The 19,284-nt window shown below is 62.2% G+C and carries 16 protein-coding genes; 5 read left to right on the forward strand and 11 right to left on the reverse strand.

All coding sequences use genetic code 11. The features are described from left to right. Positions 1-19 precede the first annotated feature (19 nt). A complete protein-coding gene (locus tag A9762_RS09100; RefSeq protein WP_069341721.1) occupies positions 20-475 on the forward strand; it encodes a RidA family protein in 456 nt (151 codons plus the stop codon). Between the two features lie 196 nt (positions 476-671). Here A9762_RS09100 and A9762_RS09105 read toward each other — a convergent pair whose 3' ends face one another. Continuing rightward, entirely contained in the window at positions 672-1,940 is a 1,269-nt protein-coding gene (locus A9762_RS09105; RefSeq protein ID WP_069341722.1) for an MFS transporter, read from the reverse strand. 131 nt (positions 1,941-2,071) lie between these two features. On the opposite strand from A9762_RS09105, the gene A9762_RS09110 reads away from it, so the two are divergent. After that, positions 2,072-2,995, forward strand: a complete 924-nt coding sequence (locus tag A9762_RS09110; RefSeq protein WP_069341723.1) for a LysR substrate-binding domain-containing protein — start codon at positions 2,072-2,074, stop codon at positions 2,993-2,995. A gap of 51 nt (positions 2,996-3,046) precedes the next feature. On the opposite strand, the gene A9762_RS09115 is transcribed toward A9762_RS09110, so the two are convergent. The 9 genes from A9762_RS09115 to A9762_RS09155 form a co-directional block, all read right to left on the reverse strand. Then, the gene (locus A9762_RS09115) at positions 3,047-3,499 is read right to left on the reverse strand and encodes a CopD family protein (RefSeq protein WP_069341724.1); all 453 of its coding nucleotides are present in this window, start codon (positions 3,497-3,499) and stop codon (positions 3,047-3,049) included. 11 nt (positions 3,500-3,510) lie between these two features. Then, positions 3,511-5,847: a DNA topoisomerase IV subunit A gene (parC, locus tag A9762_RS09120; RefSeq protein WP_069341725.1), complete on the reverse strand. Its 2,337-nt coding sequence runs from the start codon at positions 5,845-5,847 to the stop codon at positions 3,511-3,513. A 217-nt stretch (positions 5,848-6,064) separates the two neighbouring features. Then, positions 6,065-7,003 (reverse strand): lytic transglycosylase domain-containing protein, encoded by a 939-nt coding sequence (locus tag A9762_RS09125; RefSeq protein ID WP_069341726.1) that lies wholly within the window; start codon positions 7,001-7,003, stop codon positions 6,065-6,067. Next, positions 6,984-7,370 (reverse strand): DUF4399 domain-containing protein, encoded by a 387-nt coding sequence (locus A9762_RS09130; RefSeq protein WP_371442721.1) that lies wholly within the window; start codon positions 7,368-7,370, stop codon positions 6,984-6,986. The genes A9762_RS09125 and A9762_RS09130 overlap by 20 nt, the downstream gene beginning before the upstream one ends. 193 nt (positions 7,371-7,563) lie before the next feature. Beyond that, on the reverse strand, positions 7,564-9,543 hold the full coding sequence (locus tag A9762_RS09135) for a DNA topoisomerase IV subunit B (RefSeq protein WP_069341727.1): 1,980 nt from the start codon (positions 9,541-9,543) through the stop codon (positions 7,564-7,566). Between the two features lie 342 nt (positions 9,544-9,885). Then, positions 9,886-11,817 (reverse strand): ATP-binding cassette domain-containing protein, encoded by a 1,932-nt coding sequence (locus tag A9762_RS09140; protein WP_069341728.1) that lies wholly within the window; start codon positions 11,815-11,817, stop codon positions 9,886-9,888. A gap of 144 nt (positions 11,818-11,961) precedes the next feature. After that, entirely contained in the window at positions 11,962-12,435 is a 474-nt protein-coding gene (locus A9762_RS09145) for a GNAT family N-acetyltransferase (RefSeq protein ID WP_069341729.1), read from the reverse strand. 165 nt (positions 12,436-12,600) lie between these two features. Beyond that, positions 12,601-12,834: a hypothetical protein gene (locus tag A9762_RS09150; RefSeq protein WP_069341730.1), complete on the reverse strand. Its 234-nt coding sequence runs from the start codon at positions 12,832-12,834 to the stop codon at positions 12,601-12,603. 545 nt (positions 12,835-13,379) lie between these two features. Beyond that, the gene (locus tag A9762_RS09155; protein ID WP_069341731.1) at positions 13,380-13,895 is read right to left on the reverse strand and encodes a hypothetical protein; all 516 of its coding nucleotides are present in this window, start codon (positions 13,893-13,895) and stop codon (positions 13,380-13,382) included. A 157-nt stretch (positions 13,896-14,052) separates the two neighbouring features. Between A9762_RS09155 and A9762_RS09160 the strand changes: the two genes are divergently transcribed. From A9762_RS09160 to A9762_RS09170, 3 genes are all read left to right on the forward strand, one after another. Further along, positions 14,053-14,253, forward strand: a complete 201-nt coding sequence (locus A9762_RS09160; protein WP_069341732.1) for a hypothetical protein — start codon at positions 14,053-14,055, stop codon at positions 14,251-14,253. A gap of 155 nt (positions 14,254-14,408) precedes the next feature. After that, positions 14,409-16,127, forward strand: a complete 1,719-nt coding sequence (locus A9762_RS09165; protein ID WP_069341733.1) for a glutamine--tRNA ligase/YqeY domain fusion protein — start codon at positions 14,409-14,411, stop codon at positions 16,125-16,127. A 236-nt stretch (positions 16,128-16,363) separates the two neighbouring features. Next, positions 16,364-17,326, forward strand: coding sequence for an urea transporter (locus A9762_RS09170; protein ID WP_083253777.1), 963 nt, complete (start codon positions 16,364-16,366; stop codon positions 17,324-17,326). 339 nt (positions 17,327-17,665) lie between these two features. On the opposite strand, the gene A9762_RS09175 is transcribed toward A9762_RS09170, so the two are convergent. Next, positions 17,666-19,156, reverse strand: coding sequence for a deoxyribodipyrimidine photo-lyase (locus A9762_RS09175; RefSeq protein WP_069341735.1), 1,491 nt, complete (start codon positions 19,154-19,156; stop codon positions 17,666-17,668). Positions 19,157-19,284 lie beyond the last annotated feature (128 nt).

The raw sequence follows: 19,284 nt of genomic DNA on the forward strand, positions 1-19,284 counted from the left end.
ATCTGCAAGGAAGCCGTACATGTCCGTCTACGACAAACTCAAGCAACTCGGTATCGAACTGCCGACCTCCGCCGCCCCGGCCGCTGCCTACGTCATGGCCGCTCAGACCGGCAACACCGTTTTCCTCTCGGGTCACCTGCCGAAGAAAGACGGTAAGGTCTGGACCGGCAAACTCGGTCAGGACGTGAGCGTCGAAGACGGCAAGGCCGCCGCACGTGCTGTCGCGATCGAGCTGATCGCCACGCTGCATGCGCACACGGGTGACCTGAACAAGGTCAAGCGCATCGTGAAGCTGATGAGCCTCGTGAACTCGACGCAGGAATTCACCGACCAGCATCTCGTGACGAACGGTGCGTCGGAACTGTTCGGTGAAGTGTTTGGCGATGCCGGCAAACACGCCCGTTCGGCATTTGGCGTCGCACAGATTCCGCTGGGCGCCTGTGTCGAGATCGAACTGATCGCCGAACTCGCATAAGCACGGCGTCCACCCTGCGCATGCGTTCGCGGGACGGGCTCGACGTAGCACTCGCGAGCGCGCCGACATGCTGCCGCGACAACGTTCGATGTCGCACCGCCAGCACAGTCGGCGTCATCGTCCCGCGAATATGACAACAGCCACCCTCGGGTGGCTGTTGTGTTTTGCAGCGGTGTCAAACTCGCTTCGACGTCGATCAGACCGGCTTGCCCGATCCGTACGCACGCCGCATCGCGATGGCGACGACCAATGAAATCACCACAGCGACGGACAGCAAGGCGACCACACCGTGCCAGCCGTTCGACTTGAGCATCACACCAGAGAAGCTGCCGAGCAGGCTGGATCCGAGGTAGTAAAAGAACAGATACAGTGCCGATGCGATCGCCCGCCCTTCTGTCGCGCGCCGTCCGACCCAACTGCTGGCAACGGTATGGGCACCGAAGAAGCCGAACGTAAAGATCGCCAGACCGGCCACCACGCCCAGCACCTGCGGCGACAACATCGTCACAAGCCCGACCATCGCCAACGCCACGAGCGCCCAGAGCAGGCGCGGACGCCCCACGCGATCCGAGAGCGGCCCCGCGATGAACGAGCCGGCCACCCCAATCAGATACATCGCGAAAATGGCGCCGATGGCCGCATGCGGCAGATGGAACGGGGCTGCCGACAAATGGAAGCCGAGATAGTTGTAGATGCTCACGAAGCTGCCCATCATCAGCCCGGCGAACAGATACAGACCAAGCAGCGCCGGATCGCCCAGATGGCGGCGGGCATGACCGAGCGCCTCGCGCACGGGCATGTGGCGCGGCGTGAAGCGGCGTGAATGAGGCAAGCTGCGGGCGAATTCGAGTCCCATCGCCAGGCAGACGAGTCCGATCAGCGCGACGGACACACGCCACGAGAACATATCGGCGACGAAGGCGGCCATCACCCGGCCCGCCATCCCGCCCAGAATGTTGCCGCCGATGTAGAGGCCCATCGACATGCCGAGCGAGCGTTGATCGATCTCTTCGCTGAGGTAAGCCATGGCGATCGCCGGCAAGCCCGACAGGGCGAGCCCCTTCAACGCCGCCAGAATGACGATGGTCTCGAAGTTGGTCGAGAACGCACTCGCCAGCGTCAGCACTGACGAACTGAGCAACGCAATGGTCATCATGCGCTTGCGACTCACGCGGTCTGCGGCGACACACGTCACGAGCAGGCCAAGCGCCATCATCATCGTTGCCGCAGACACCGACCAACTCGCCTGCGCGGGACTGATGCCGAATGTCGTCGTCAGCAGCGGCAGCAGCGACTGCATGCAGTAGAGCTGCGCGAACGTTGAAAAACCGCCGAAAAAGAGCGCCCGGCTGATGACGGCGTATTCACGGGTGCCACGGGCTACGCCCGCAGGAAGTTTCGGCGCAGACGCGCTGGCGACGGACGCGCCGCCGGTAGCAAGAGGGAGGGAATTCGTTGATGCCATGGAGATGGCTCGCCTCGCGCGAACCAAGGGTGAAATGTATACAACGAATGATAGGTTTGCCCTTACCCCGCGTCCAATATATATTTAAGCGACTTTTCTATATATAAAACAGATCAATTGAGGCTCGAAGCATGGAACTGCGCCATCTCCGCTACTTCGTGACGGTCGCCGAAGAACTGCATTTCAGCCGTGCGGCCCAGAAGCTCAACATCGGACAACCGCCGCTGTCGATGCAGATCCGCGCACTGGAAGATGAGTTGGGCGTGCCGCTCTTCGAGCGCTCGCAGCGACGCGTCTTCCTCACTGCCGCGGGACGCGCGTTCCTCGTGCGGGCGCGCCAGATTCTGGCCGATGCCGATGCTGCGCGCCTCGAAGTGCAGCAGATTGCCGGACTCGATGCCGGAGAGTTACGCATCGCCTTTACGACGTCGGCGCCGATGACGAATCTCATGAAACGCGTGCTCACGAGCTACCGTCAGCGGTATCCACGCGTCACGCTCACGCTGAGCGAGTCGCCCTCGGAGAATCAGCGCGAGGCACTGGTCGCTCGCACGCTCGACATCGGTCTGTTACGCCAGGCAGAAGATGCTCCGCCGGTCGCAGGCCTGAGTTTCGAGACATTGATCGATGAGGCGCTGGTCGTGGTCTTGCATCAAGGGCATCGCCTCGCGCGGCGGGCCAGCCTGTCGATTGCCGATCTGGCTGACGAAGCCTTCATCATGCATCCCCACGGCGTGGGCACGGCCATCGACGGTCAGATTCGGGGCATGTGCGAGCGCGCTGGTTTTACACCGCGTGTCGTGCAGGAGGCGCGCGAGTCGACGACGATTGTCGCGCTCGCGGCAAGTGGATTGGGTGTGGCGATACTACCGGCAGCGGTGCGTTGCATCCAGATCGAAGGGGCGCACTTCATGGATGTCAGCGAACCCGATGCCCATGCACCGTTGCTCTTGGGAAAGCGCCGCGACGACAATAGCCCGCTTGTTCAGGCTTTCGTGGCGATGTGCCACGAAGTGGCGGGCCATCTCCGCGAGGAGCGTCCGCCAGCCACGTGATGCCGCCAATCTTGCGATCGGATGTGATCGGCGCGCCCCGTATCGGCCGTATCAGCCGCGCAGCGACGCCGCCAGACCGATCACCACGATCCCCAGCACGAGATTCAGAATCACGAGCCGGCGAATGCCGTTGACGGCCGCAGCCCCGTCGGGCCAGGACTGCGCCTGCACCGCGCGTTGCAGGCGCGGGAACAGGGCGAAACGGATGTGCCCAAAGACCAGCATCATCAGCACACCGATCCCCGCCATGGCATGCACGGGCCAACGGGCATGCAAACCACCCATGCCCATCATCATGTGCCCGCCGGAGAGCAGAATCAGCACGATGGCAACGCCGACCCACGTGAAAAAGCGCGTGAACGCCGCTTCCCACAACGGCAGACGTTGCTGGGGAGAAAGCTCGGACGACGCCGGACGCAGACACACCAGCGCGAAGAACATTCCGCCGATCCAGACGGCGACACTCACCAGATGCAGGAACAGGCTGAAGGCGTAGACACTCATGCGTGATCCTCTCAGGATGCCGTAGGCGCGGCCGGCAACACCGGCTCGAGCGAACGCGGTTTGAACGTCGAGAACTTCACTGCCGGTGCACGGCCCTTGCGAGCGCGCTTGCCGATGTTCGGCGCCAGCGATGCCCCCGAGAGCGTCTCGGACTGCAACTTGCCGCCCCGCACCTCACCGTACACCGTGACCCCTGCTTCGCTGATCGGGACGACCGACACCAGCGTCTGCTTGCTTTCGAGACCGATCAGCGTGACACCACGTCCGCCCCCGGTGAGCGCCTTCATTTCGTCCATGCCGAATACGAGCAGACGTCCATCGCTCGACAGGCAGGCCACGGCACTCGCCCCCTGCCAGATCGGCGTGGGCGCCAACGGCTCGGCACCGTCATCGATCGTCATGAACGACTTGCCTGCCTTCACGCGGCTGACCATATCGCCCAGTTTGGTCGTGAAACCAAAGCCAGCCGTCGTGGCCAGCAACAGCGGTTGCTCGCCCGAAGCCGCGTAGTAGTGCAACAGGCGTGAACCCGATTCGAGTTCGATCAGCGAGGTCAACGGCACGCCGTCGCCACGCCCGCCCGGCAGGAGCGCCACCGCGACGGAATAGACACGGCCGTTGCTGCCCCATGCAATCAACGGATCGACCGTCCGGCATTCGAAGGCGCCATACAGCGAGTCGCCCTGCTTGAACGAGAAACCCTGCGCGTCCAGACCGTGCCCCTTGAGCGCCCGGACCCAACCCTTGGCAGAAACGACAACGGTCACCGGTTCATCGACGACGCGTGCTTCGGCCACCGCACGCTTCTCTTCCTGAATCAAGGTGCGGCGCTCGTCGCCGAATTGCTTGGCGTCGGTTTCGATTTCCTTGATGATCAGGCGCTTCATCGTGCTCTCGTTGGCGAGCAGGTCTTCGAGCTTCGCCTTCTCGTCGCGCAACGACGCGAGTTCCTGTTCGATCTTGATCGCTTCCAAACGCGCCAACTGACGCAGGCGAATTTCCAGGATGTCTTCGGCCTGACGCTCGCTCAGCTTGAACGATGCCATCAGCGCGGCCTTCGGCTCGTCCGACTCGCGAATGATGTGAATGACTTCGTCGATATTCAGGAAGACGATCATGCGGCCTTCGAGAATATGGATGCGGTCATCGACCTTGCCCAGACGGTGACGCGTGCGTCGCGTGACCGTCTCGAAGCGGAAGCCGATCCATTCGGTAATGATGTCGCGCAACGACTTCTGGCCTGGACGGCCATCGGCGCCCACCATCACGAGGTTCACCGACGCACTCGACTCCAGGCTCGTGTGCGCGAGCAGCATGGTGATGAATTCCTGCTGATCGATGCGGCTCGATTTCGGCTCGAACACGAGACGCACCGGTGCGTCCTTACCCGATTCGTCGCGCACGGCATCGAGCATTGCCAGCATCGATTGCTTCAGATTCTGCTGCTCGGGCGTGAGCGACTTCTTGCCGAGCTTGACCTTCGGATTCGTCAGTTCCTCGATTTCCTCGAGCACCTTCTGACCGGAGGTATTCGGCGGCAATTCATACACCACCGCCTGCCACTGACCGCGCGCCATTTCTTCGATCTTCCAGCGCGCCCGCATCTTGAGACTGCCACGGCCGCTCTCGTAAGCGGCGCGAATCTCTGCCGCGCTTGAGATCAGTTGCCCGCCGCCCGGAAAGTCCGGCCCCTGCACGTGGGTCATCAGCTCGGCATCGTCGAGCTTCGGATTGCGGATCAGGGCGACGGCAGCCGACGCGACTTCCCGCAGGTTATGCGACGGGATTTCCGTGGCCAGACCGACCGCGATCCCCGAGGCGCCGTTGAGCAGCACGAACGGCAGGCGTGCCGGCAACAAGCGCGGCTCCTCGGTGGAACCGTCGTAGTTCGGCACGAAATCGACGGTGCCCGCGTCGATCTCGTCGAGCAGCAGCTTCGCGATCGGCGTCAGACGCGCTTCGGTGTATCGCATTGCCGCCGCGCCATCGCCATCGCGCGAACCGAAGTTGCCCTGACCGTCGATGAGCGGATAGCGCATCGAGAAGTCCTGCGCGAGACGCACCAGGGCGTCATACGCGGACTGGTCGCCGTGCGGGTGGAATTTACCGAGCACATCGCCGACGACGCGCGCCGACTTCACCGGCTTCGCGTCGGACGCAAGGCCCATTTCGTTCATCGCGAACAGGATGCGGCGCTGCACCGGCTTCTGACCATCGCAGACGTCCGGCAGGGCGCGGCCCTTGACCACGCTGATCGCGTAGTCCAAATAAGCGCGCTCGGCATACGCGCCGAGCGTTAGCGTGTCGTCATCCGACGGTTGCGTAAAGAGATCTTCTACTTGTTCCATAAAACCTGTGGGTTTGCTGCGAACGTTTGACGAGAGTTCGGGAGGACGTTGACCGCGAGATCATACCAAGCTCGCCGGTACATTTCGGCAAAAACGCGTCCGAATGGCAAAGCGAGATGTGATTTTGGGATCGACGGCGAGTGAAACTACCGGAATTCCGACCGCAATTCGGAAGATTCCGAGTCGCCATGCGGCATACCGCATGCGGGAAACGGCCTCAGTCGGTGGCGGGCGGCGCCGACAACCCGGAGGGTGCCGATTCACGCCCAGAAGCGTTCGGCATAGTAGCAGGCACCACGGGCAGGCCTGTCGGTGCGCCCAGAACGACGTGTATGCGGCCGTCGCGCGAGCCGTTCACGCGGGCATTGCCGAATTTCCCGGCGCCGGTCCTGACGACCTCCCCGCCCGGCATGCCGGCCGCATCGGGATTGAAACGTCGATACAGTTCGAGCACGGCTGCAACGTAATCGCGCGTTTCCGCATAAGGCGGAATCTGATCTGCGTGCCGGGCGACAGCGCCCTCACCTGCGTTGTACGACGCGAGCACCAATTCGAGACGGTCGGGATATCGCGCTTGCAGGTCGCGCAAGTAGCGTGCACCTGTCAGCACATTGGTACGCGGATCGGTGAGTTTCTGGGCCACCGTGCGGCGAGCGTCCGACCGCACCCCGTAACGCTCCCCGGTGGTCGGCAGCACTTGCATCAATCCCACCGCGCCTTTGGGTGACACGGCATCGCTATCGAATCCTGACTCAGCCGCAATCACGGCTTTCAGCAACGCCGCATCGACATGAAATTTCTGCGCTGCCTGTGAGATCACGGGCGCCAGTTTTTTCAGATTGGGGTGACGGGCAAGCGCATCGTACAGACGCGAACGATCGGTGGTGCTGACCGCACCGCCCTGCTGCTGGGTGCGCAAATCGACGCCGCCACCATTACCGACCACCAGCCGATAGCGCGCATCGAGCTTGCGAGCCGCCAGGTGAGCGACACCGTTTTCGTCGACGTAGCCATAAAGCTCGGCGTGCGCGAGTGGCGTCGCGGCAAGCAGCAAGGCTGCCAACGCGGGACCTGCGAATTGCCGCAGCGAGAACTTTCGGCGGATCGCGCTGCGGCGCTCCGCCGTCGAAACTTGATTATTGCTGACCTTTGACATGCACCTTGATCGTCTGGCTCATGGCCGGACCGTACGACTGGTGCGCACCGTTGGCGAATTGCATCGTCAGGGTGTGATCGCCAGGCGTCAGATTGACGCTCGTCTCGGTCTGTCCTTTGCCGAAATGCAGGTGCGTGTCGTCGGTTGGAACGACCTGACCTGCCGGAACCGGATCACCGTCGATGATGAGATGGTGATGGCCGGTGTCGGGCGTCATGTCGCCCGCCGGTTTGATCGCCATGCCCGCGACGCCGAACTTGACCACGACCGGGTTCGAAACCGTCGCCCCATCAGCAGGGGCAACGAAGAAGACGCGCGGCTGGGCCGACTGTGCCAAGGCGGTAGCGCTTGCACCAGCAAGCAACATCGGCACGAAAATGCAACGCATAGAACGCAACATAACGCGACTCCCGGTAGGGTGAAGGGTGGATTATCCCACTATGTGAGCGCTCACGCTGGTTTGCCCTGCGTGAGCGCGGCGAAAATGCGATGAATGGACACTTTCCGGCACGCCGACACCCCACCGATCGCCCGCCAGACACGGGCTTACGGCATTCCGTTCAGATATCGGCTTCCACTTCGTTGCCCTTGGCTTCGAGCCAGCTACGGCGCTGCGCCGCCTCGCCCTTGCCCATGAGCATGTTCATGCGGGACACGGTTGCGTCGAAATCGAGGTGCCCCAACGCCACGGGGCTCAGACGCCGCGTGTCGGGATTCATCGTCGTCTCCCAGAGTTGCTCGGCACTCATCTCGCCCAGCCCCTTGAAGCGGCTGATGGACCATGCCGATTCGCGAACACCGTCCTTGCGCAGCTTGTCGAGAATCGCTTCGAGTTCGCCCTCGTCGAGCGCGTAGAGCTTTTGCGCGGGCTTCTTGCCACGTGCCGGAGCGTCGACACGATACAACGGCGGGCGCGCCACGAACACGTGCCCCGTCGCGATCAGTTGCGGGAAATGGCGGAAGAAGAGCGTCAGCAGCAGCACCTGAATGTGCGAGCCATCCACGTCAGCATCGGAGAGGATGCAGATCTTGCCGTAGCGCAAATTCGACAAATCGGGCGTGTCGTTCGCGCCGTGCGGATCGACGCCGATCGCCACCGCGATATCGTGCACTTCGTTGTTCGCGAACAGCCGGTCGCGCTCGGTCTCCCACGTATTGAGGACCTTGCCGCGCAACGGCAGAATCGCCTGAAACTCTTTGTCACGCCCCATCTTCGCCGAACCACCTGCCGAGTCGCCCTCGACGAGGAACAGTTCGTTGCGCGTGATGTCTTCCGTCTCGCAATCCGTGAGCTTGCCCGGTAGAACGGCCACGCCCGAACTCTTTTTCTTTTCGATCTTCTGGCCGGCACGCGTGCGCGCCTGCGCCTGACGAATCACGAGTTCGGCAAGCTTCTTGCCATGCTCGACGTGATGATTGAGCCACAACTCAAGCGCCGGGCGTGTAAAGGACGACACGAGACGCACCGCGTCACGGCTGTTCAGGCGCTCCTTGATTTGCCCCTGAAACTGCGGATCGAGCACCTTTGCCGAGAGCACGAACGACACGCGCGAGAACACGTCTTCGGGCAGCAGCTTCACGCCCTTGGGCTGAAGATTGTGCAATTCGATGAAGCCGCGCACGGCCTGGAACAACCCTTCGCGCAGCCCTGATTCGTGCGTGCCGCCTGCGGGCGTCGGAATCAGGTTGACGTAGGACTCACGCACCTGTGCACCGTCCTCCGTCCAGGCCACGACCCACGCAGCGCCTTCGCCTTCGGCAAAACTGTCTTCGCTGCCGTCGGCAAAACGCTCGCCCTCGAAGAGCGGAATGAGCGGCTCTGCGCCACCCAGCGATTCGACGAGATAGCCGCGCAGGCCATGCTCGTAAAACCACGTCTGCTCTTCACCGTTCTTTTCCTGACGCAACGTCACACGCACGCCGGGCAGCAGCACGGCCTTCGAGCGCAGCAGACGTTGCAGTTCACCCAGCGGCAGCGCCGGGCTATCGAAGTACTTGGCGTCCGGCCACACGGTCACGCGCGTACCGCTCTTCTTCTCACCGCGTTGCGCCGCACGCGAGTGGAGCGCGACGTCGACGTTGCCGCCATCGGCGAACTCGAGTTCCGAGACCTGACCATCGCGCCAGACCGTCACGGCCAGTCGCGTCGCCAGTGCGTTCGTTACCGACACACCAACGCCGTGCAAGCCACCCGAGAACGTGTAAGCGCCGCCAGCGGCCTTATCGAACTTGCCGCCCGCGTGCAGACGCGTGAACACAATTTCCACGACCGGCACACCCTCTTCCGGGTGAATGCCGACGGGAATGCCACGGCCGTCGTCCTCGACACTCACCGAACCGTCTTTGTTCAGCGTGACGAGAATCTGCTTGCCATAGCCGCCAAGCGCTTCGTCAGAAGCGTTGTCGATGACTTCCTGAATGATGTGCAGCGGATTTTCGGTGCGGGTGTACATGCCCGGGCGCTGCTTGACCGGCTCAAGGCCCTTCAGGACCTTGATGGACGCTTCGCTGTACTGGGCAGGCGTATTTTTTTTCGACATAGCGTGACTGAATTGGGGTTCGACGCCCGGCGATTATCCACATTTCCTGTGGACAACCACGGGGAAAACCCATTAACACATGACAAAAGTGACGCCGGATCAACGACTTGTGTTGCGGCGCCCACATAATGGGCACTCGGGGTTAGTGCGGCGACGGCCGATGCTCCGACAGACGCCCGACTCCCGATGAATCGCGGCCTATTGTACTGTCACTCGCGGCGCGCTCAAGTGACATCGCCAGCCGCCTCATGTCATCCATCGTGACATCCAACGAAACGCGGCCGGAAAACCGGCCGCCATTTCAGTTATCCGCGACACGGCGGTTCGCGTGAGCCAACGGGCTTACGCGCCCTCGCCGCGTTGCTTGGCTTCGAGCACTTCCCAGCGTTCGAGCGCTTCGAGCAACTCCAGTTCAATCGCTTCGAAACGTTCGGACAACGCCGCACCCGCTGCCGGATCTATCACAAAGATCGAACCGTCTTCGATCGTGGCCGCGGCCGCTTTCTGCTCATTTTCGAGCGACGCAATGCGCTCCGGCAGTCCGTCGAGTTCGCGTTGCTCCTTGTAACTGAGCTTGACGGTACGATTCGTGCCCCGCTTGGTCGCGCTCGCCGTTTCCTTCGGCGTGTCGTCCGCCGGCGCACGTTGCGCGGCAAGGGCCGCCGAACGCTCGCTCTGCACCTGCCAGTCGGTAAAGCCACCGACGTACTCCCGCCAGTTGCCGTCGCCTTCCGCTGCGATGACCGACGTCACCACGTTGTCGAGGAACGTACGGTCGTGGCTCACGAGGAACACCGTCCCGCTATATTCCTCAAGCAATTCTTCGAGCAGCTCCAGCGTCGGAATGTCGAGGTCGTTGGTCGGTTCGTCGAGCACCAGCACATTGGCCGGACGCGCGAACAACCGGGCCAGCAGCAAACGATTGCGCTCACCACCGGAGAGCGACTTCACCGGGGAGCGCGCGCGTTCCGGCGAAAACAGGAAGTCGCCGAGATAGCTCATGACGTGCTTGCGCGCACCGTTGATCTCGATCCAGTCGCTGCCCGGGCTGATGGTGTCGAGCAGGCTGCGCTCCGGATCGAGTTGCGCGCGCATCTGATCGAAGTACGCCACCTGAAGGTTCGTGCCCACGCGAATCTGGCCGCTGTCCGGCGTGATTTCGCCGAGGATCAGCTTGAGCATCGTCGTCTTGCCGACCCCGTTGGGGCCGACGAGACCGACCTTGTCGCCACGCATGAGCGTCGCGGAAAAGTCGCGCACGATGACGCGCCCGCCGTAGGCCTTCGTCACGTTGGTAAGTTCGGCCACGATCTTGCCCGACTTTTCCGCCTGCGCCACATCCATGCGCACGTTGCCCTGCTGCTCGCGACGTTCGGCACGTTCGCTGCGCATCGTCTTCAGACGCTCGATACGCGACACGCTTCGCGTGCGACGCGCCTCGACGCCCTTGCGAATCCACACTTCCTCCTGCGCGAGCAGCTTGTCGAACTTCGCGTTCTCCACGCGTTCGATTTCCAACTGCTCGGCCTTACGCTCCTGATACTGCGTAAAGTTGCCCGGGTACGAGAGCAGACGCCCTCGGTCGAGCTCGACGATGCGCGTGGCGACCCGATCCAGGAAGCTCCGGTCGTGGGTGATGAACAGCAACGCGCCACGGTAGTTGACGAGCAGTTCTTCAAGCCAGCGGATCGCGTCGAAATCGAGGTGGTTGGTCGGTTCGTCGAGCAGCAGCACATCGGGCTTCGCGACCCACGCCTGCGCGAGCGAGACTCGCTTCTGCATCCCGCCGGAGAGCGCGCCGACGCGGGCATGCCCGTCGAGTCCGAGCTGCGCGATGGTCGTCTCCACACGTGTCTTGAGTTGCCACGCATCGGCCGCATCGAGCGACGATTGCAGCGAGTTCAGACGGGCAAGCAGGGCATCGTGCTCGGCGCCCTCCGGGGCCACCGACAGCGCTTCTGCCGTGCGGTCGTATTCGGAAAGCAGGACGTGCGAGTCACCAAGCCCCAGTGCGACGGCGTCGAACACCGACTGCTCCGGATCGAACTCCGGCTCCTGCTGGACGTAGACCGTATGCAGCCCGGCCTGACGCGCCACCAGACCGTCGTCCGGGGACGTGAGTCCGGCCACAATCTTGAGCAGCGACGACTTGCCGGCGCCGTTACGGCCGATAAGCCCGACGCGCTCACCGGCTTCGAGTGAAAAATCGGCATTGTCGAGCAATGCGTGGTGACCGAACGCCAGTTGGGCGCCGGTGATGGAGTACAAGGCCATGTGTCGGGGAAAGTCTCTGGAACGCGTGAACTGCGGTGGGAGATATTGTAGTGCCGGGCGCGATGGCCCGGCCGATAAAGCGTGATGCTGCGCGAATATGTGCTCGGCGAAGGCGGCGATGTTACCGCGCTCGCCGGCATCGAATCACGCGTTGCGCGGTGCTGCACGCACCATTTCGATATGCATGATGCCGTCTTCGTCGTAGGGCTCACTGGCTTTGACGAAGCCGAACCCGCCGTAAAACGCCTCTAAATGCGCCTGGGCACCGATACGCAACGCCGCCGTCGGCCACTGCGCGTCGGCAATCGCGACGGCCCGCGCGAGCAGTTCTCGGCCAAGCCCGGTCCCCCGATGGGACGACGCCGTGATTACACGCCCGATCGAGGCCTCGTCATAGGCCAACCCGGGGGGCAGCAATCGCAGATAGGCAGCGATCTGCGCCCCATCCGACGGGCTCGTCGTGGCTTGCGCCACCAGGTGGAGGCTGTGCGGATCACGTCCGTCGATGTCCTGATACGGGCAGTTTTGCTCGACCACGAACACCGCGTTTCGTGCGGCCAGAATGCGATAAAGCAGCGCGCTGCCCAACTCATCGAACGACTTGCACATCCATTCCATTGCCGACGCTCCACCCTTTGCCGAGGGAAATCGTGAGAAAGGCGGGACTATAGCACCGTCGCAAAGCGACGATGCCGGGATCGCGCACATGGGATGAATGGGGGGAAGACGAAAAAGACCAACGAGAAAAGCGAACGAGGCAGTCGAACGGGGAATGTCCCGGACTTACTGGTAAAAGACGATACCTTGCTCGATGTCGGCGCGGGCGTTGCGCTCGGCGTCGTCGAGGGCGTTACCCTGCGTGGCGAAGCCGTAGGCCGTCTGCACCTGATAGGCACCCACTTTTTCCAGACCCTTCTGGGTCGGACGATGAATCTCGTAGAACGCGTCCCAACGGGCATTGTCTCGCTCGATGGCGTGGACGCTGTACTGGAATTCTTGATATTGCGTTGTTTTCATTTTGTATCCTTCTTTACTGCAAGAAAATTGACTAATAACTATCCCTCTCGAATCGGCTTACGGTGATGAGAGTGCAAATTTGCACAAATGTTTCCGTGAAGTGCACGCAGCGTAGCTGTCGAATATGACAGTCACACGACAAAAAAGTGACTGACATACGACAACCGACGCGACTGAACGTTGCATACGGCGCAAGTCCGCATGCGCACCGACGGCGCGAAAAAACAAGGCGCAATCCGGGCGTTCTGTACGACTTCCTGTTTCGGGGAACGGGGTCGTCCGTCCTTTCGGAACGGCGACTTGAACGACTAAGCGTTCAGAGTGACATGCGTCGGCACCGTACGTGCGACACATCTGTAGTGATTTTTCGTGCCGCGCGTTTGGCCGACGCCGGGCAGATGTCTTATCTGCCGGGCATTTCATGCCACGAGAAACTGCCTCAAGCAAACCCGAAGTTGACGGGCGGATGAATGCAGTTGGCGAATGATAGCAGAAAACGATCCGGCTTGCACCAAAGTGCGTCAACGCGCGCCGGATGGGCTGGACTACGGCGCCGACTTGTCGTCGTCCATTTGCCGCAATACCCAGTACATATACCCTGCGAACGCACCGAAAATCACGTGACCCGCCACCATCGTCCACCCGCGCGACTCCATGAACCACGGGAACATCTGAGTCATCACATAGAAATTGACGACATAGACGATCAGGCCGAAGACGCCGCCGGCAATCGACACGGTGACGACGTCGGAATCGAGCCGGAATGGCGCGATGATCGCCCCGAGCACCACGCCCAGCACGACACCGATGGCCGCGTGCACCATCAATGCCATGGCGACGATCGACACGTCGAACGTGGCCGGCTGCGACAGAATGCCCGGCCCGAGCACGATGGCCGCCACCATACGGGGCGGCACCCATGGGCTCTGGCCCGAGACGAGCAGCACCATGAGCATTTCGACAGCGGAGAAGAAGGCGCAGGCCACAAAACCGGCGACGGCCGCAGCGGCCCAGTCCGGCGAGCGGTGCGTATAGCGATGCGAGCTGAGATGCAGTTCCATGATCTCCTCCATTGAGGGTCACGCACAGAGCCGCCGGCCACGCCGACAGTGTTTCCAGCATAGGACACAATCCGGGAAACGTATCCGGGTACACCGATCCCTTCCTTATACTTGCCCCTGGGCCTCGCATTGGGTGGGGCGCATAGGGAGATGTCTCATGGCTAATACGTCAAGCTTTCTCGCTCTACTCGTCAGCATCGTGCTGATCGGTGTCCCGGTGTGGCGCATTCTTCGACGGCTCGGCTTTTCCCCCTGGCTCACGGTGCTGGCCTTCATTCCGATCGTCAACATCATTTCACTCTGGCTGCTCTCGTACGCCAACTGGCCTGGCCAGCGCTCGTCGACGCAAACGCCCTGAGCCCCACCGGCCGGGCCGCAAGAGGCAATAGGACGCGGCATCGCGGCTCGATGCCGCGTCCTGAATTGCGACGTCGCGTGGCGTGGAGATGACGCTCTCCCGTGGTGCAGTGCGGTACGGTAGAATATTCGCCAAACTCCGAACACTGGACAGGCATGAGCACAGAGCTGAGCGCGGCATCCAATTTCATCCGCAACATCATTGACGAAGACAATCGCTCGGGCAAATGGGGCCAGCGCGTCGAAACGCGCTTCCCGCCGGAGCCGAACGGCTATCTGCATATCGGTCACGCAAAAGCCATTTGCGTGAACTTCGGTATCGCCCGCGACTACGATGGCGTGTGCCATCTGCGCTTCGACGACACCAACCCCGAGAAAGAAGAAACCGAATACGTCGACTCGATCATCGACATGGTCAAGTGGCTCGGTTTCAGCTATCAAACGCCGCAGAAAGAACATCTGTACTTCGCGAGCGACTACTTCGAGCAGCTCTATCAAGCCGCCGAGATGCTGATTCAGCGTGGCAAGGCGTATGTCGACAGCCAGAGCGCCGACGACATGCGCGCCAATCGCGGCACGCTCGTCGAGCCCGGCAAGAACTCGCCGTTCCGCAATCGCACCGTCGAAGAAAACCTCGACCTGTTCCGCCGTATGCGTGCGGGCGAGTTCGCCGACGGTACGCACGTGCTGCGCGCGAAGATCGACATGGCGTCGCCCAACATCAACTTGCGCGACCCGGCCATCTATCGTATCCGTCACGCGCACCATCATCGTACGGGCGACGCCTGGTGCATCTACCCGATGTACACGTACGCGCACCCGCTCGAAGACGCCATCGAGAACATCACCCACAGCTTGTGTACGCTGGAGTTCGAAGACCAGCGTCCGTTCTACGATTGGGTGCTCGGTGAGCTGGCAGACGCGGGCATGTTCAGCCGCCCCACGCCGCAACAGATCGAATTCGCCCGTCTGCAACTGACCTACGCGATCACGAGCAAGCGCAAGCTGCGTCAGTTGGTGGACGAAAAACACGTCGACGGCTGGGACGACCCGCGCATGCCGACGCTCGTAGGCCTGCGCCGTCGCGGCTTCTCGCCCGAGAGCCTGCAACTGTTCTGCGATCGTATCGGCGTGGCCAAGTCGGCGTCGTGGATCGACATGAGCATTCTCGAACAAGCCCTGCGCGACGACCTCGATCCGAAGGCGCCGCGTGCCACGGCAGTGCTCGACCCGCTCAAGCTCATCATCGACAACTACCCGGAAGGCAAGCAGGAAGACTGTCAGGCGCCGGTGCATCCGCACTTTCCTGAGCGCGGTGTGCGGACGTTCCCGATCTCGCGCGAGCTGTGGATCGAGCGCGAAGACTTCCAGGCCGAGCCGGTCAAGGGCTTCTTCCGTCTGTTCCCGGGCAACAAGGTTCGCCTGCGCTACGGGTACGTGGTGGAATGCACGGGCTTCGATACCGATGCCGACGGCAACGTGAGCGCCGTGCATTGCAACTACTTCGAAGACAGCCGTTCGGGCACGCCGGGCGCGGACAACTACAAGGTCAAGGGCAACATTCACTGGGTGAGCGCACCGCACGCGCTCGCGGCGGAAGTGCGCATCTACGACCGTCTGTTCCTCGACCCAAACCCGGATGCCGGCGACAAGAACTTCCTCGACGCCATCAATCCGAACGCCAAGCGGGTCACGCAGGCTTATGTCGAGCCGGGCATGCTGAACTTCGCGCCGGAAGATCGCGTGCAGTTCGAGCGTCACGGTTACTTCGTGGCGGACCGTCACGATTCGGTGCCGGGCAAGCCGGTCTTCAACCGGATCGTCTCGCTCAAGGACAGCTGGGCAGTGAAACCGGCCAAGGGCGGCGGCAAGTAAGCGCTGCGCCTGACACAGGTTGAACAAAACCCGCGCCCTCGTGCGCGGGTTTTGCATTTCCGGGACAGTGGAGCGGGGCTTTCGGCCGCTCAAATACCGACTATAACGAGGCCACATACCCGACGATGACGGTTCGGCGTAAGCTCGCCGCCATCGCTGCGTTGCTGTCACTGGCCGATCCGAAGACCGCGCGCGAGCCTCTTCTCACGTCCGCCTAAGTCGCTGTCGTTTCCGTCATGTCCGTGCCCCGCTCGCCCATCGTAACGCCTCCACCCACGTCGAAAGCCTCATCGTCGCTGGCCGGCGAGCGTCGATGGCTGATTGCCGAGATGCGTGGGGTCATGGCCAACTTCGCGCAAATCTACTTCATGCCGTCGCCCGGCATCGGTGCCTTGCTTCTGGCCGTGCTCGCGCTGGCCGACCTGTCTGCCGCCATGACGGGGTTGGCAGCGAGCGTGAGCGCCTCGGGTTTTGCCATCGCATTGCGGATACCGCGAGACCGGCGTCGGGCGGGCCTGATCGGCTATAACGGCGCGCTGACCGGGATTGCCTTCGGCGCCTTGTGGCAACCGGATGCCAGCTTTGCCGCCTGGCTCACGCTATGCGTGGGCATGAGCGTCGTCGCAACGGCCATCCTCGCTCGATGCCGGATTCCCGCGCTGACTGGCCCCTTCGTGGTCGCCATGACCGTGACATGGGCCCTCAGACCGTGGCTGGATCTGCTACCCCGGAGCGGCGCGCTGGCGTGCGATGCGGGCACGCCCGGCTTCGTCTTCTGCGCTGTCGGGCAGGTCGTCTTCATCGCGCCGCTGGTGTTGGGTCTGCTCACCTGGTACGTGCTGGCGCTCGGGAATGTGCGTGCGACGCTCTGGGCTTTAATCGCGGCCACGACCGTCTGGATGATCTTTACCTTGATGGCAACGCCTTGGCCCTCCATGACTGTTCAGATGGGAGGTGCCGGCGTCAATGCCTTCCTTGCCGCGCTTGGATTAGGGGTTTTCGGGCGCCCTCCAAAGCTTCGCCTGCTTGGTGCGATGCTGGCGGCGACTATCTGCGTGGTATTGGGCACATGGCTCGCGCCATTGCGATGGCCATACTTCACCTTGCCGTTCAATCTGGCCGTCTGGCTTGTCCTTGGGATCGGCGCATGGCGTGGACATCAGGCGAAACAAAAGATCAAACAAAAAGCGACGGCATAAAAAAATGCCCGGAACGCTTACGTTCCGGGCACTCGCTCAACGCGAACCCCGTGGTTCGAAGCTGCCGTCTATGCGGCCAAGGATTAACTCCAGCTTCCCCGTGTGGTTTTGGCCTGCCCTTGCTCGTTTCAGAGCATTTTGAGCACATCTGCTGTTGTAGTACTGCTTCCTCCCTGACGCTCACTAACGCCCCCCGACGTTGCGAACCGATATCGAAGCCCAGGCCTCTTGCGTGCCATACCCGTATCAACGGCCGACCACGGAAAAAGTTGACCGGGGTATACACGTATCTGCGCACGTATCTGCGTGGATTCGCACTGAGCAGGATTTACCCCGCGATCATTCGTCTTCGGCCCCAGCCTCGCTGGACACCGCGGGCGTCTTTACCACAGCGTACCTCGCCAACGTTTCCTTGCGCGCTACGTCGTGCGCAACCAACGGTTGCGGATAGTCGCGTCCGAGCGTCACCTTGGCGTCTCGCAGTACTTCAGCGTCGACACGCCACGGTGCATGAATCGCCTTGTCCGACAGGTCGGCCAGTTCCGGGACGTACTTCCGGATAAAGCGGCCCTCGGGGTCGAACTTCTCCGACTGCGTGACCGGATTGAAAATGCGAAAGTACGGTTGCGCGTCGCAACCGGTAGAGGCGGCCCATTGCCAGCCCCCGTTGTTTGCCGCCAGATCGAAGTCGTTCAAGTGGCGCGCGAAGTACGCCTCTCCGCGCCGCCAGTCGATCCCGAGATCCTTGACCAGAAAGCTGGCCGTCACCATGCGCAGCCGATTGTGCATGTAACCGGTCTGATTGATCTGACGCATGGCCGCGTCCACCAGCGGGTAGCCCGTGCGCCCGTCGCACCACGCCTGAAAAAGTGCGTCGGCTGCCTTGCCGGACGCCCACTCGATCGCATCATAGGCCGGCTTGAAGGCGTTACCAACGACATCCGGATGATGGTGCAGGATCATGAAATAGAACTCACGCCAGATCAGTTCGCTGAGCCACGTCTTCGCGCCATTCCCGGCGTCGCCGCCGCGCAGCATGGCCGCATGCGCCTCACGCGCCAGCGTCCGGATCGATACCGTGCCGAAACGAAGATGCACCGACAGATAGCTCGGTCCCTTCACGGCCGGGTAATCGCGCCGCTCGTGGTAATGCGACATGCGCGGCAGGAAGTCGTCGAGCAACTGGCGCGCCCCCGCCTCGCCCGCGGGCACCGCCATACGGCGTGACGTCGGCACATCGAATCCGAGAGACGCCAGCGAAGGCAGTTGGCCGTGACCGTGCGGCGGCTTCGCCAGACGTTTCAGGTCTGTCGCGCGTCCATGCGGCGCGAGGTCGACCGGACGCACCTGCTTGAGCCAGGCTCGCGAATACGGCGTGAAGACGCTGTACGGTTCGCCCTGCGCCGTCAGGATCTCGTTCATCTCGAAGATCACCTGATCCTTGACCAGTTCGAACGCCACGTCCGAATCCGCCAGGGTGTGGGCGACGGATCGGTCGCGAGCGACGGCCGCCGGCTCATAATCGCGGCCGGCAAATACCGCCTGCACCCCCAACGATTTGGCCAACGCCGGGAGTTCCTTCGACGGATCACCATGCCGGACGATAAGCCCGCCGCCCGCGTCGGCGAAGGTCTTCGCCAACTCGCCGACGCTGTCGTGAATGAACGCAACGCGACGGTCGTCTCGCGGCAGTTCGTCGAGGATCGTCGTATCGAAAACGAATGCGACGTAGACCTCGCTACAGGTCGCTAGCGCTTGCGCCAGCGTCGCATTGTCAGCGCAACGCAGATCGCGTCGCAGCCATACCAGCCCTTTTTGGAATTCGCTCATGTCTGATTGGCGCGACAGGTGTGCGCCGTCATCGGGTTAAATCGCAGGTGCCTTGCGGAATCCGGGACGAATCCGCCAAATCCCGTACCATAGCGAGATCATGAACTTTACGCCATCGGCCTCGATTA

The sequence above is a fragment of the Pandoraea sp. ISTKB genome (assembly GCF_001721285.1).
Taxonomy (GTDB): Bacteria; Pseudomonadota; Gammaproteobacteria; order Burkholderiales; family Burkholderiaceae; genus Pandoraea; species Pandoraea capi.

Excerpts from the sequence above, each read along its gene's own strand:
- A9762_RS09100 (WP_069341721.1), top strand. The coding sequence starts at position 20 with ATGTCCGTCTACGACAAACTCAAGCAACTCGGTATCGAACTGCCGACC.
- A9762_RS09105 (WP_069341722.1), bottom strand. The coding sequence starts at position 1,940 with ATGGCATCAACGAATTCCCTCCCTCTTGCTACCGGCGGCGCGTCCGTC.
- A9762_RS09170 (WP_083253777.1), top strand. The coding sequence starts at position 16,364 with ATGTCCGTGCCCCGCTCGCCCATCGTAACGCCTCCACCCACGTCGAAA.
- A9762_RS09115 (WP_069341724.1), bottom strand. The coding sequence starts at position 3,499 with ATGAGTGTCTACGCCTTCAGCCTGTTCCTGCATCTGGTGAGTGTCGCC.
- A9762_RS09110 (WP_069341723.1), top strand. The coding sequence starts at position 2,072 with ATGGAACTGCGCCATCTCCGCTACTTCGTGACGGTCGCCGAAGAACTG.
- parC (WP_069341725.1), bottom strand. The coding sequence starts at position 5,847 with ATGGAACAAGTAGAAGATCTCTTTACGCAACCGTCGGATGACGACACG.
- A9762_RS09130 (WP_371442721.1), bottom strand. The coding sequence starts at position 7,370 with ATGTTGCTTGCTGGTGCAAGCGCTACCGCCTTGGCACAGTCGGCCCAG.
- A9762_RS09165 (WP_069341733.1), top strand. The coding sequence starts at position 14,409 with ATGAGCACAGAGCTGAGCGCGGCATCCAATTTCATCCGCAACATCATT.
- A9762_RS09135 (WP_069341727.1), bottom strand. The coding sequence starts at position 9,543 with ATGTCGAAAAAAAATACGCCTGCCCAGTACAGCGAAGCGTCCATCAAG.
- A9762_RS09145 (WP_069341729.1), bottom strand. The coding sequence starts at position 12,435 with ATGGAATGGATGTGCAAGTCGTTCGATGAGTTGGGCAGCGCGCTGCTT.
- A9762_RS09150 (WP_069341730.1), bottom strand. The coding sequence starts at position 12,834 with ATGAAAACAACGCAATATCAAGAATTCCAGTACAGCGTCCACGCCATC.
- A9762_RS09155 (WP_069341731.1), bottom strand. The coding sequence starts at position 13,895 with ATGGAACTGCATCTCAGCTCGCATCGCTATACGCACCGCTCGCCGGAC.
- A9762_RS09160 (WP_069341732.1), top strand. The coding sequence starts at position 14,053 with ATGGCTAATACGTCAAGCTTTCTCGCTCTACTCGTCAGCATCGTGCTG.
- A9762_RS09175 (WP_069341735.1), bottom strand. The coding sequence starts at position 19,156 with ATGAGCGAATTCCAAAAAGGGCTGGTATGGCTGCGACGCGATCTGCGT.
- A9762_RS09125 (WP_069341726.1), bottom strand. The coding sequence starts at position 7,003 with ATGTCAAAGGTCAGCAATAATCAAGTTTCGACGGCGGAGCGCCGCAGC.
- A9762_RS09140 (WP_069341728.1), bottom strand. The coding sequence starts at position 11,817 with ATGGCCTTGTACTCCATCACCGGCGCCCAACTGGCGTTCGGTCACCAC.